The organism is Sphingopyxis sp. (assembly GCF_025869345.1).
Lineage (GTDB): Bacteria > Pseudomonadota > Alphaproteobacteria > Sphingomonadales > Sphingomonadaceae > Sphingopyxis.
Map to the genome: position 1 here is coordinate 22,955 of NZ_JAOZVW010000024.1, position 12,299 is coordinate 35,253.

General features: G+C 64.7%; 16 protein-coding genes and 1 pseudogene. 5 read left to right on the forward strand and 12 right to left on the reverse strand.

Features of this window, described 5'->3' with window-relative positions:
* Nucleotides 1-50 precede the first annotated feature (50 nt).
* A complete protein-coding gene (locus tag OJI97_RS02635) occupies nt 51-749 on the reverse strand; it encodes a peptidylprolyl isomerase (protein ID WP_297660880.1) in 699 nt (232 codons plus the stop codon).
* A gap of 171 nt (nt 750-920) precedes the next feature.
* On the opposite strand from OJI97_RS02635, the gene OJI97_RS02640 reads away from it, so the two are divergent.
* Complete coding sequence (locus OJI97_RS02640) at nt 921-1,373, forward strand: hypothetical protein (RefSeq protein WP_297660882.1); 453 nt, start codon at nt 921-923, stop codon at nt 1,371-1,373.
* A 315-nt stretch (nt 1,374-1,688) separates the two neighbouring features.
* Here OJI97_RS02640 and pnp read toward each other — a convergent pair whose 3' ends face one another.
* The 7 genes and pseudogenes from pnp to OJI97_RS02675 all read right to left on the reverse strand — a co-directional run bounded on the left by pnp (nt 1,689) and on the right by OJI97_RS02675 (nt 7,533).
* Nucleotides 1,689-3,974, reverse strand: a complete 2,286-nt coding sequence (gene pnp / locus OJI97_RS02645; protein ID WP_297660884.1) for a polyribonucleotide nucleotidyltransferase — start codon at nt 3,972-3,974, stop codon at nt 1,689-1,691.
* Between the two features lie 255 nt (nt 3,975-4,229).
* Nucleotides 4,230-4,499, reverse strand: coding sequence for a 30S ribosomal protein S15 (gene rpsO, locus OJI97_RS02650; RefSeq protein ID WP_297660886.1), 270 nt, complete (start codon nt 4,497-4,499; stop codon nt 4,230-4,232).
* Nucleotides 4,500-4,524: 25 nt separating this feature from the next.
* Nucleotides 4,525-5,396: pseudogene (gene truB / locus OJI97_RS02655) on the reverse strand (tRNA pseudouridine(55) synthase TruB).
* 31 nt (nt 5,397-5,427) lie between these two features.
* Entirely contained in the window at nt 5,428-5,841 is a 414-nt protein-coding gene (locus OJI97_RS02660) for a DUF6491 family protein (protein ID WP_297660888.1), read from the reverse strand.
* Between the two features lie 73 nt (nt 5,842-5,914).
* Nucleotides 5,915-6,451, reverse strand: coding sequence for a GNAT family protein (locus OJI97_RS02665; RefSeq protein WP_297660889.1), 537 nt, complete (start codon nt 6,449-6,451; stop codon nt 5,915-5,917).
* A complete protein-coding gene (locus tag OJI97_RS02670; RefSeq protein WP_297660891.1) occupies nt 6,444-7,046 on the reverse strand; it encodes a thymidine kinase in 603 nt (200 codons plus the stop codon). Before OJI97_RS02670 ends, OJI97_RS02665 begins: the two co-directional genes overlap by 8 nt.
* Before the next feature lie 55 nt (nt 7,047-7,101).
* Nucleotides 7,102-7,533 carry an Rrf2 family transcriptional regulator gene (locus OJI97_RS02675; protein WP_297660892.1) on the reverse strand — a complete coding sequence of 144 codons (432 nt, stop codon included), beginning with the start codon at nt 7,531-7,533 and terminating at the stop codon, nt 7,102-7,104.
* 82 nt (nt 7,534-7,615) lie between these two features.
* On the opposite strand from OJI97_RS02675, the gene OJI97_RS02680 reads away from it, so the two are divergent.
* From OJI97_RS02680 to OJI97_RS02695, 4 genes are all read left to right on the forward strand, one after another.
* Nucleotides 7,616-8,095, forward strand: coding sequence for a group III truncated hemoglobin (locus OJI97_RS02680; RefSeq protein ID WP_297660894.1), 480 nt, complete (start codon nt 7,616-7,618; stop codon nt 8,093-8,095).
* Nucleotides 8,088-8,501, forward strand: coding sequence for a hypothetical protein (locus tag OJI97_RS02685; RefSeq protein WP_297660896.1), 414 nt, complete (start codon nt 8,088-8,090; stop codon nt 8,499-8,501). Before OJI97_RS02680 ends, OJI97_RS02685 begins: the two co-directional genes overlap by 8 nt.
* A 3-nt stretch (nt 8,502-8,504) precedes the next feature.
* Complete coding sequence (locus OJI97_RS02690; protein WP_297660898.1) at nt 8,505-8,807, forward strand: DUF1971 domain-containing protein; 303 nt, start codon at nt 8,505-8,507, stop codon at nt 8,805-8,807.
* A gap of 241 nt (nt 8,808-9,048) precedes the next feature.
* Nucleotides 9,049-10,473 (forward strand): wax ester/triacylglycerol synthase family O-acyltransferase, encoded by a 1,425-nt coding sequence (locus OJI97_RS02695; protein WP_297660900.1) that lies wholly within the window; start codon nt 9,049-9,051, stop codon nt 10,471-10,473.
* 12 nt (nt 10,474-10,485) lie between these two features.
* Here OJI97_RS02695 and OJI97_RS02700 read toward each other — a convergent pair whose 3' ends face one another.
* Genes OJI97_RS02700 through OJI97_RS02715 form a run of 4 tightly spaced genes read right to left on the reverse strand, consistent with a single transcriptional unit; the run spans nt 10,486 to nt 12,274 of the window.
* Nucleotides 10,486-11,259 carry a hypothetical protein gene (locus OJI97_RS02700; RefSeq protein WP_297660902.1) on the reverse strand — a complete coding sequence of 258 codons (774 nt, stop codon included), beginning with the start codon at nt 11,257-11,259 and terminating at the stop codon, nt 10,486-10,488.
* The gene (gene rbfA / locus OJI97_RS02705; RefSeq protein ID WP_297660904.1) at nt 11,246-11,647 is read right to left on the reverse strand and encodes a 30S ribosome-binding factor RbfA; all 402 of its coding nucleotides are present in this window, start codon (nt 11,645-11,647) and stop codon (nt 11,246-11,248) included. The genes OJI97_RS02700 and rbfA overlap by 14 nt, the downstream gene beginning before the upstream one ends.
* A gap of 1 nt (nt 11,648) precedes the next feature.
* Nucleotides 11,649-12,023 (reverse strand): helix-turn-helix transcriptional regulator, encoded by a 375-nt coding sequence (locus tag OJI97_RS02710; RefSeq protein WP_297660906.1) that lies wholly within the window; start codon nt 12,021-12,023, stop codon nt 11,649-11,651.
* A gap of 11 nt (nt 12,024-12,034) precedes the next feature.
* The gene (locus tag OJI97_RS02715) at nt 12,035-12,274 is read right to left on the reverse strand and encodes a type II toxin-antitoxin system RelE/ParE family toxin (RefSeq protein WP_297660908.1); all 240 of its coding nucleotides are present in this window, start codon (nt 12,272-12,274) and stop codon (nt 12,035-12,037) included.
* Nucleotides 12,275-12,299: the final 25 nt, after the last annotated feature.

Consider the following 12,299-nt stretch of genomic DNA (forward strand, 5'->3'; position numbering starts at 1 on the left):
AATAAATGATCATGCGCTTCGTCGGCTTCGGGCAACGGTCGGGAAGGCCGTTACGCGCCCTTCACCACGCAGCCCTTTGGCGCGTCGGCGGGCGCGGGGATGCGGCGCGCCGAGACGATCTTATACTCCGGATCGAGCATCTGGCCGACCATCACCCCCTCGCCCTTGGTCGGCGAGACCGGCGCGGCGTAGATTTTCTCGGCGACGTCGAAACCCGAAACCAGCTCGCCGAACACCGCGAAGCCGGCATTGTCGCCGCTCGCCGCGGGATCGGCGTCGAAGCCCGGGATGTCGGAGAGGAGGATGAAGAAATCGCTCGTCGCATCCCCCGGCGCGAGGCGCGCCATCGCGAGCGCCCCCTTGCAGTGCGTAAGGCCGGTGACGGTCGTCGGCTCGTGCGCGATCGGCGGATAGTTCAGCCGCGCGTCGCCGCGATTACCGCCCTGAACCAGCGCATTCCCCTCCCCCCAGCTTCGCGTCGTGCGATAGAATTTGAAGGTCGTCGCCATCCGCTTGCTGTCGACATAGCGCAGGAAGTTCGCGGTCGTGATCGGGGCGCGCCTGGTTTCGAGCCGCACCACCATCTTTCCCGCGTCGGTGACGAGTTCGACATAGGGCCGCGTGTCGACCTCGACCGGCGCGGTGACGGGCGCGGGCACCGCGGGCGGCGGCGGCGGCAATTGCGTCGCCTGCGGCGGAACGGCCTGCGCCGCGACGGCGAGGGACAGGAACAGGGTCTCGAACATCATGGGCTTCCTCTGGGCGGTCTGTGGTCGCGGTAAGGCTAGCCGCTGTCGGCGGCCGCGCCAAGCCGCCGCTTGCGAAGGGCACGCCATGCGCCCGGCCTGATGTCGGAAATCTACAATGCCGCGCCGCCGGGCGGTGGCAGGGCAGGCCTTTCTTCAGGGGAGTTTGATAGGATGGTTCGGACTGGAAATACGGCCTTGCGGGCGGCGATGCTGCTGATGCTGGCGGGGGCGGCGATGCCGGCGGCGGCCGCCGACAAGGCCGCGGGCTGGCACAATTGGGCCGACCGCGGCGAGCGGATCGTCGCGGCGATCGGCGCCGTGAACCCCGCGCAATTGGGCAGCGCGTGCGACGGGGTGACGGGAACGGTGGTCAGCCAGGGCTTTCAATTCCCCTATTGGGGGCAGCAGCTGATCGGCGTGTGCCACGTTTATCGCAGCCTGTTCAGCCACCTTAAGGATAACAGCACGACCCGCAGTGCCAAGAAAAGCGAGTGCAAGGAACTAAAGCAGATCGGCGGCCATCTGGCGAAGGCGACCGATATCGCCGAAGAACCCCGCGCGCTGTTCATCGCGCAGCAGCTCGTCGTGCATATCGACGCCATGCGCGAGGTCTACTGCAGCTGACCCGCGCAGGCGGTTTTGATACGGATTCGCACAGAGATCGCAGAGGTGAAGCGCGTTCTCCTCTGCGCCTCTGCACGAATCTGTGGAATGACGGGTTTCGACCGGCTGTTGACGTTTCTCTTTTCGTCACCCCGGACTTGATCCGGGGTCCCGCTTGAGATCGAAGGCCGCTCATTCGCAGGAAAAAGCGGGATCCCGGGTCAAGCCCGGGATGACGAACGGTGGGTAAGCCACCGTCCGCTCTCCACCCCAAAGCCGCCATAAAAAAGGGGCCGCCTTACGGCAGCCCCTTTCTTTTTCGATCGGTGAAGACGCTTAGTCCTTCAGGAAATCGGGCACATGGCCCTGATCTTCGGGACCGTCGTTGCGCTCGCGGCGCGGACCGCGATCGCCACCGTCGCGGCGGGGACCACGGTCGCGGCCGCCGCGGCCACGGTCGCCGCCATCGCGGCGCGGACCACGGTCACCGCGCGGCTCGCGCGGCGGGCGGGTGTCTTCGAGTTCGGCGCCGGTTTCTTGATCGACGACGCGCATCGACAGGCGAACCTTGCCGCGCGGGTCGATCTCGAGCACCTTGACCTTGACGTCCTGGCCTTCGCTCAGGACGTCGGACACTTTTTCGACGCGCTCGTTGGCGATTTCGCTGACGTGGACGAGGCCGTCCTTGCCGCCCATGAAATTCACGAACGCCCCGAAATCGACGAGATTGACGACCTTGCCGTCATAGATCTTGCCGACTTCGGCTTCCTCGACGATCCCGGCGATCCACTTGCGCGCGGCCTCGATCTGGTCGAGATCGGACGAGCTGATCTTGATCAGGCCTTCGTCGTCGATGTCGACCTTGGCGCCGGTGGTCGCGACGATCTCGCGGATCACCTTGCCGCCGGTGCCGATGACGTCGCGGATCTTCGCCTTGTCGATCTGCATCGTCTCGATGCGCGGCGCGTGCGCCGACAATTCGCTGCGGGTTTCGCCGAGCGCCTTGGCCATTTCGCCGAGGATGTGCGCGCGGCCTTCCTTGGCCTGGGTCAGCGCGGCCTCGAAGATTTCCTTCGTGATGCCCGCGATCTTGATGTCCATCTGCATCGTGGTGATGCCTTCGGACGTCCCCGCGACCTTGAAGTCCATGTCGCCGAGGTGATCCTCGTCGCCCAGGATGTCGGACAGGATCGCATAATCCTTGCCTTCGAGGATCAGGCCCATCGCGATGCCCGAGACGGGGCGCTTGATCGGCACGCCCGCGTCCATCATCGACAGCGAACCGCCGCACACCGACGCCATCGACGACGAGCCGTTCGACTCGGTGATGTCGCTGGTCAGGCGGATCGTGTAGGGGAACTCGTCCTTGGTCGGCAGCACGGGGTGCAGCGCGCGCCACGCGAGCTTGCCGTGGCCGACTTCGCGGCGGCCCGGCGCGCCGAAGCGGCCGACTTCACCGACCGAATAGGGCGGGAAGTTATAGTGGAGCATGAAATTCTGATACGACAGGCCGTTGAGCCCGTCGATCATCTGCTCGCTTTCCTTGGTGCCGAGCGTGCAGGTCGCGATCGTCTGCGTCTCGCCGCGGGTGAACAGCGCCGAGCCGTGCGCGCGCGGCAGGAAGTGCGTTTCGGCGACGATCGGACGAATCTGCGTCGTCGTGCGGCCGTCGATGCGCTTGCCGTCCTTGAGGATGGCGGTGCGGACGATTTCGGCCTCCAGCTTCTTGACCAGCTTGATACCGGCCATGACGCTCTGCGGGTCGAGGCCGTCGGCGACGAACTGTTCCTTCGCCTTCGCGCGCGCTTCGTTCAAAGCGTTCGAGCGGGCCGACTTGTCGGTCAGCTTGTAGGCGGCGGCGATGTCCTTGCCGATCAGCTTCTTGAGCTTGTCCTTGATGGCGGCATTGTCGTCCGACGCGGCCATTTCCCAGGGGTCCTTGGCGGCCTGTTCGGCGAGCTTGACGATCGCCTTGACGATTTCCTTGCACGCATCGTGCGCGAACAGCACGGCGCCGAGCATGACCTCTTCCGACAGCTCGTTCGCTTCGGATTCGACCATCATCACCGCGTCGTAGGTGGCGGCGACGACCAGGTCGAGGTCGCCCTCGGCAACCTGCTCATCGGTCGGGTTGAGGATATATTCGCCGTTCAGATAGCCGACGCGCGCGGCGCCGATCGGGCCCATGAAGGGCACGCCCGAAATGGTGAGCGCGGCCGACGCCGCGACCATCGCGAGGATGTCGGGCTCGTTGTGGCCGTCATAGCTCAGCACCTGAGCGATGGCGTTGATCTCGTTGTAGAAGCCCTCGGGGAAGAGCGGGCGGATCGGGCGGTCGATCAGGCGGGAAACCAGCGTTTCCTTCTCGGTCGCGCCGCGTTCGCGCTTGAAGAAGCCGCCCGGGATGCGCCCGGCGGCCGAATATTTTTCCTGATAATGGACGGTGAGCGGGAAGAAGTCCTGCCCGTCCTTCACCGACTTGGCGGCGGTCACGGCGCACAGGACGACCGTTTCGCCCAGCGTCGCGATGACGGCGCCATCGGCCTGGCGGGCAACCTTGCCCGTTTCGAGAGTGAGCGTCTCACCGCCCCACTCGATCGATACTTTTTTCACGTCAAACATGGATTTTCCTTCGCCCGCCGGGCCCTATGCCGGGCGGGGCCTCTGATGTCCGGGCAGTCCGGCCCGGGGCGGTGCGGGGCGCTTTGATGCCCCCATGGCGGTCCCGCCGGATGCGGGAGCGGCCTTTTTTCATGTGTCCCCGCGAAGGCGGGGACCCAGTTCTGCCAGTTCGGTTTAACCCGACCTGGATCCCCGCCTTCGCGGGGATGACGCAATACGTAAACGGCCCCCGTTACCGGGGGCCGAACGATTGCGTCACTTACGCAGACCCAGCTTCGCGATGAGAGCCTGATAGCGGCCTTCGTCCTTCTTGCGGAGATAGTCGAGCAGGCTGCGGCGCTTGTTGACCATCATCAGCAGCCCGCGGCGGCTGTGATTGTCCTTGTGGTGCGCCTTGAAGTGGCTCGTCAGCGTGTTGATGCGGTCGGTCAGGATCGCGACCTGGACTTCCGGCGAGCCGGTGTCGCCCTTGGCACGGGCATTGTCGTTGATGACTTCGGCTTTGCGCTCGGCGGTAATCGACATAGTTTCATTCCTCGAACATCATGGCTTAAAGATTGAAGCCCCGCACGACTTTCAGCGTTCCCGCCAAAGCCTCGATCAGGGCAACGGGCCGATTTTCGGCATCGCGTCCCCAATAGAGCCCGTCGTGCGTGCTTACCCCGGTCCAGACACGACCCTGACGGATCGCCCCTGCCGCTTCCGGGGAAAGGTTCAGAGCCGGGATGTCGACCAGCCCTGCCTCGAGCGGCAGAATGACATCTGATTGCGCGGCCCCTTGGCCGAAAGCGTTCAATTTGTCCAGCGAAATCGCTTGGGACAGGTCGAACGGCCCCGCCTTGGTGCGGCGGAGCATGGTGACATGCCCGACGGTGCCGGCCGCGCGGGCGATGTCGCGCGCGAGGCTGCGGATATAGGTGCCCTTCGAGACGTGCGCGGTGAGGGTGATTTCACAAAGCCCCTCGCCTTCTACCTCGTCACCCCCCGCGCCTTCATCTCCACATCTTCGCCCGCGCGCGCGCGGTCATAGGCGCGCTGTCCATCGATCTTGATCGCCGAATAGGCGGGCGGCACCTGCTCGATCGGGCCGGTGAAGCGCGGCAGCACCGCCTCCACCTCCGCCAGCGTCGGCCGCACGTCGCTGGTGGCGACGACGTCGCCCTCGGCATCCAGCCCGGCGGTTTCCACCCCGAACGCCACGGTGAAATCATAGGTCTTGCTCGCGTCGAGCATTCGCCCGCAGAGCTTGGTCGCCTCCCCCAGCGCGATCGGCAGCACCCCCGACGCGAGCGGGTCGAGCGTTCCGCCATGACCGACCTTGACCTTGCCGAGCCCCGCCTCGCGGCAGACGCGCTTCACCGCGCCGACCGCCTGGGTCGAACCGAGCCCCACGGGCTTGTCGAGGATGATCCAGCCGTTCATCCCGCGCCCCTGCGGACGCACGGCACGCTTGTCAATTCGACTTGGCGGCCTTCGCGGCTTGCTCGGCTGCCTTCTTCTCTTTCCTGGTCGGCGGCGGGGCCGACGTCACGAAGGAGGACAGCGCGCAGCGATCGCCGCGCACGAGGAGCGTCGCATATTTGTCCAGCCGCGACGAACCCCGCGTATCGACGCCGATCGCCTGCGCGAAATCGATGTTGCGGCACGGGCCGAAGAATTCGGCGTAATACCAGTTGCGGCGGCTGTCCTGTATCCAGACGCCGTCTTCATCATCGGCCTGAAAGGTGCGGATCGTCGCGTCGCTCGGGAAGCTGATCCCGGTTTCGACGCCGAGCGGGCGCGGCGCGGCGGCGGGCTCGTCGGCCGCCGCAATTGCCGAAAGGGAAAGCAAGGCGGCGGCCAGGGAGAGCGCGAGTTTCTGTTTCATGTCGAGTCCTTCGGACAAGATGTCCCCGACCTGATGCGGGCGATAGCAGATCGAGTCTGAACCCGCGCTGACCCTATCCTCCCCATTCCCCCGCAAGCAGCGACCAGAGCCCGGTATCGCGCACGAAGCCCGTCCAGGTGATCCGTTCCGAGCGCAGCACGCCCTCCTTGACGCAGCCGAGCTTCGCCACCGCCGCCTGGCTGCGCTTGTTGCGCTCATCGATGCGGAACTCGATGCGGCGGATGCCGGCGGCAAAGGCGTGGCCGATCATCAGCCGCTTCAGGCGCCCGTTGAGCCCGGTGCCGCGCACGTCGGGATGGATATAGCTGCTGCCGATCTCGACCGTTTGCGCCGACCAGTCGGGACGGAGCCAGGCGGTCATGCCGACGAGCCGCTCGCCCGCGAACACGGCGTAGGGCATACGCACCGGATTGCCGAGCAGCGCATCGAAGGCGGCGTCGAAATGCTCGGGATCGAAGCTCGACGAATAGATCGGCCAGACGTCGGCATCGGCCGCGCACGCCGCGCCCAGCGCCTCGCGATGCGCCTCGGCGAGCTTGACGAGCCGGAGGTCGCCGTCCGCAAGTTCGACATAGAGCGCGTCACGCATCGGCTAGTGCCTCCGCTGCCAAGCGCCGCTTTTCCATGAAATGGCGCCGGCACATCGCGACATAGCGGTCGTTGCCGCCGATCTCGGTCTGCGCGCCCTCGACCACCGCGCGACCGCGCGCGTCGACGCGCAGGTTCATCGTCGCCTTGCGCCCGCACTCGCACACCGCTTTCAATTCGACGAGCGCATCGGCAAGGCCGAGCAGCGCCGCCGAACCGGGAAACAGGTTCGCGGCGAAATCGGTGCGCAGACCATAGCAGAGCACCGGAATATTCGCCTCGTCGGCGAGCCGCGCGAGGGCGAGCACCTGATCGCGCGACAGGAATTGCGCTTCGTCGATGAGGACGCAGGCGAGCGGGCGCCCGGCATTCTCGGCCCGCACCGCCGCCCACAGGTCGCTGTCGGGGTCGAATTTATGCGCTTCGGCGAGCAGGCCGATGCGGCTGGTGATCTGCCCCGCGCCATAGCGGTCGTCGAGCGCCGCGGTCCACAGCATCGTCTCCATGCCGCGCTCGCGATAGTTGAAATCCGCCTGCAACAGCGTCGTCGACTTGCCCGCGTTCATGCTGGCATAGTAGAAATAGAGCTTGGCCATGGCGGCAGCGATACCGCTTCGGCCGCACCGCGCGCAATTGGAATTTAGGCGGAAATCAGGGAACCCCGAGCAGTTCGCGAAATCGCCCCGGCTGCGGCACCAGATCGGTGAGCCGATAGCCGTCGAGATGTGCCAGAAAGGCCGCGAGCGCGCCGCCGAGCGCGCCCTGCAAGCCGCAGCCGCCGCACACCGGGCAAGTCGAGGTCGCGGGGTCCATGCACTCGACCAGCCCCTCCAGATTCTCGAACTCGCGCACCACCGTGCCGACGATCACCGTATCGGGTTCGCGCGCCAGCGTCAGCCCGCCGCCGCGCCCCCGCTGCGCGCTGACATAGCCGAGCGCCTGAAGCCGCTGCGCGACCTTGGCGAGATGGTTGCGCGAAATGCCATATTGGCCCGCGATCTCGTCGACCGACATCTGCCGGCCGGTCGCGGACAGCGCCATCAGGATGCGCAGGGCATAATCGCTATGGAGACTGAGCCGCATAAAAGTGGTATATTAGATATTGCTTTTTGCGGCAACCCGCTTAAAGAGGTATTTCAGATACTCAATATAGAGTCGGAACGATATGACGACGAAAACGGTCCAGGCCCATCCCCACGCCATCGCCGCCCGCGAGGAGCGGCGCGCCGAAGCGCGCGCGATGGGCATCGACGAAGCCTTCATCGCCGAACTGGTCGACCGCTTCTATGCCTCGGTGCGCGAGGATGCGATGCTCGGCCCGATCTTCGACGCGCGCATCGACGACTGGCCCAGGCACCTCGGCCAGATGAACCGCTTCTGGCAGTCGATCCTGCTCAGCGCCGGCAATTTCACCGGCAATCCGATGATGAAGCATCTGGCGATCCCGACGATCGGGCAGGAGCATTTCCAGCAATGGCTGCGGCTCTTCTACCAGACGCTGCACGCCATCGCGCCGACCCCCGAGGCCGTCCCTCATGTCGGCGCCAAGGCGCGGATGATCGCCGAGAGCCTGCTCACCGGCATCTGGGTTCACCGCGACCAGGGCGATCCCCTCGCGAAGAAAGTGGAGTTGCCCGATGTCTGACCTGCCTGCCGTTCCGCCGCCCCCCTATCGCTCCAACGACCCTTATGAAACGAGCGGGGTCCAGGCGGGCTTTCAATTGCCGCGCTCGATCTGGCACGCGATGTTCGCCTGCTATGCGATCTTCTTCCTCGGCATCTTCATCGCCACCGGGCGCGATGCGGCGACGGTGATGATGCTCGTCATCTCGGGCCTCTATATGCTGATGTTCTTCGGCACGACGAAGCTACTCAATGCACAGAAGGGCCGCGAGCATGATTCGCCGCTCGACCGCACGGACGGCGTGCTCGACACCTGGACTGGGCCGATGGACCGCCACACCGTCGCGGCGCAGATTCTGGCGGTACCCGCGGGCTTCGCCTTCCTCGGCGTCACCTTCGTCATCGTCCGGGCGACGGCGGGCTTTTAGACCATGAGCGCGCCGATCGCCGAGCGCGGGCCGCCGCTTCCCTCCGGCGCCCGCGCTTACCGGCGGATCGGACCGTTCGGCGCCGACGCCATCCCCGCCGGGCTGCTGCGCCGGCACGACCTCAAGGACGGCGCCTGGGGCCTGCTGTCGGTCCTCGCCGGATCGATCCACTTCCATTGGGACGATGAAGAAGGCGGCGTTCGCCTGCTGAAATCGGGCGACACGATGCTGATTCCGCCGCAAGTTCCGCATCATCTGGAGCGGCAGGGATCGGTAACGATCGAGATTGCCTTCTATGCGGTGTGAGCTGGCGTTGTTTGAAAAGTGCAACCACCCTTGCCTTCTCGTCACCCCGGACTTGATCCGGGGTCCCGCTCAGCAGCGCCGGAAAAAGCGGGACCCCGGATCAAGTCCGGGGTGACGAAGAAGATGGATCCGGTCTCCAGGCAAACGACGCGCCCAACCCGCACCGACCATCGCTTGACACGCTCGCCGCCGCTGTCATGCTGCGCAGCAAAGGTCGCAACATAAGTGGGGAGAGCGGCGGATGCGGCTGATGCCGGTGAGCGATGCGATGTTCCTCTGGGGCGAGAGCCGCGAGATGCCGATGCATATCGGCGGTATCAACCTCTACACGCTGCCCGACGATGTCGACGAAACCGAATGGCTGAACGAACAACTTGCCCTGCTCCGCCAGCCGGAAGGCCTGAGGCGGCCATTCAGCGAAATATTGAAACTCACCCCGCTCGGCCAATACGGCCCGATCCGGCTCGAGCCCGACCGCGACATCGACATGCATTACCATGTCCGCGCCGCCGCGCTGCCGAAGCCGGGGCGTTACCGCGAGATGTTCGAACTCGCCTCGCGGCTCCATTCGGGGCTGCTCGACCGCACCCGGCCCCTGTGGGAGATCACCTTGATCTCGGGCCTGCCGAACCGGCAGATCGCGACCTTCAAAAAGGTCCACCACGCGCTGATGGACGGCGCGGCGAGCATCCATTTCTACAATTCGATGCTGACGCCCGACCCCAAGGAACGGCGCGCCTATTCGCCGCTGTCGGTCGAAGCCTATGAGGCGTACAAGCGCAAGTTCCCGACCCCGAAGAAGCCGTCGCTCCCGAACCTCACCGACATCAAGGCGATCGGCGATTTCCTGAAGGAGCAATGGGGCAACAGCGTCGGGGTGACGAAGGCGCTCAACCAGTATCTCGCGGCGATGTTCGGGGTCGGCGGCGACGGACTCGTCACCCCCTTCGCCGGAGTGCCGCGCACCAGCTTCAATCGCAACATCACCGGCGCGCGCCGCTTCGTCGCGCAAAGCTGGTCGCTCGACCGCGTCCGCGCCCTGGGCAAGGCCTATGACGGGACGATCAACGACGCGGTGCTCGGCATGTGCGCGGGCGCGATGCGCAAATATCTGCAGTCGCTGAACGAACTGCCCGACAAGCCCCTCAAAGCCATGGCGCCGGTGTCGATCCGGCCCAAGGACGACATCGATTCGGGCAATTCGGTCGCCTCGGTCACCGCCAATCTCGCGACGCACATCGACGACCCGGCCGAGCGGATGGCGGCGATCCAGGAATCGATGAACTCGGCCAAGGCGCAGCTTCGCGCGATGACCGCGTCGCAGATCCAGCTTTACACCGCGATCACCAGCTTCCCGATGATGCTGACCGCGCTCACCCGCACCGCCGACAAATTCCCCGCCTATTCGGCGACGATCTCGAACGTCCCCGGCCCGCGCGAGCAGATGTACTGGAACGGCGCGCGGCTCGACGGCATGTATCCCGCGAGCATTCCGGTCGACGGCATGGCGATGAACATCACCCAGGTGTCGAACTTCAAGAATATCGACTTCGGCATCACCGCCTGCCGCCGCAGCGTCCCCCATGCACAGCGGATGATCGACTATCTGGAAGAAGCGCTGGTCGAGCTCGAGGTGGCGGCGGGGATCAAGAAGGGGAAGAAATAGCCGTCGCCCCGATCAGAAATCCCGGTACGGGCCATCGACAGGGAAAGACCACTTCCCGCCATCCGGCAATATGCGTATCGAACCATCAATAATTTCGCCCGTCGTCACGTCTGAAATCATCAGGAACGGCCGCCATTGATCCTCGGCCGGGATGTCGCGGTAAATATCGGCTTCATCCCTGAGGCACGTATCGGGTCGTGTGTAGAATCGCCATGCAAGGCGGCGCCCGTCCTTTGACCAGCGCAGACCATCGCCGGTGACCCACAGCCGCCGCTTTGGCGCAGGCAGACAAGGAGAAATTTCGCGAGCCTTGTTCTCGCCCGTTCTCAAAAAGCCCATGTGCTCGACAACCCGGTCGCCGGTTATCTGGAACACGCGCGGAAGCTGCAGGCCCGACCCTTGCCAATGATTGGCCATGAACCAGCCGCTGCGCGGCGACCAGTAAAGGACGAACGGCATATGGTCGTTTAGGCCGGGCACACGGCCGACGCGTTTGCCATTCGGCGTCTCGATGAAGACATCGTACGTTTCGTCAGCGCCTACAGGCGGGGTCTGCACTAGCCGCCAGCGACCGTCGGGCGACATCGAAGCCTGCGGACAAATGGCAATAAACTGGATGCCGCCGTCGGGATTGACGCCGCTGTTCGCGCAATCTCCATCGAGCGCGCCCCGAGCTACGTGCCATTCTGTTCCAAGATCCTCGCCACCGGACATCGAGACGCCCAGCGCCGTGGCAATCGCCGCCAAAGTCGCCACGACGACGGCGAGATATTCAGGCCTCTTCACCGCTCTCCAAATCCCGCGCCACCTTCGGATCGCGCAGCAATTTGTCGATATGGCTCGCCTCGTCGAAGCTTTCGTCCGGCAGGAATTTCAGCTTCGCGGCATATTTCATGCGGATGCGGTGCGCGACCTCGCGCTGGAGGTAGGCGGTGTTGGTGCGCAGCGCCTTGATCACCGCGTCCTCGTCGCGGCCGAGCAGCGGCTTCACGAAAACCGTCGCGTGGCGCAGGTCGGGCGACATGCGCACCTCGGTCACGCTGACCGGATGACTCGCGAGCACATCGTCGTGAACGTCGCCGCGCGCGAGGATTTCGCTCAGCACATGGCGCACCTGCTCGCCGACGCGCAGGACGCGGACCGAGGGGCCTTCGGAGTGTTCCTTGTGGCGCATGTCAGTCGAGGGGCATGATATCATCGACGTCGACGGACAAGGCATCGGCAAGCGCGCGCCAGTTTTTGACGCTGGTTTCCCTTTCGCCTTTCTCGATGCGCGAGACCGTCAAATTGCTGACTCCGGCCCTTGTCCCCAATTCCACCTGCGTCAAGCCGCGATATTGGCGCCAGGCACGCAGCGGATTTTCTCCGGCCATGATGCGATCCAGCAGTTCAGCCGGGACATAGTCTTCCCCTGCCTGACGACGCTCGTCCGCCCGGACGGCGGCCTGAACATCGGCCCGGTCCTCGGCGATTTCCAAAAGCCGTTCATAATCGGCAACCGGCAGCATAGCCATTTTCTGACCGGCGATTTCGATGATCTGTGCCGTCATCATCTTGATCCTTAATATACCGAACCGCGGGGTGCGACGTCGTCGATCCACAATGTTCCATCATCGATCCGGAAGATGACTCGCCAGTCCTGGACACGAAGGCGATATTCCGGGCGACCCTGCAAGCGTTTAACATTAGCGCTCTGCGACAACGGATCATTTGCCAGATCGGCAATTTTCTGCCGGATCAGTTCCCTTTTGCCCGAGCGCAAAAGCGCGCGCATTGCCGGCTTGGAAAAACGGATTTCCATGCCGAAATATAGCTAGTCCCTGTGT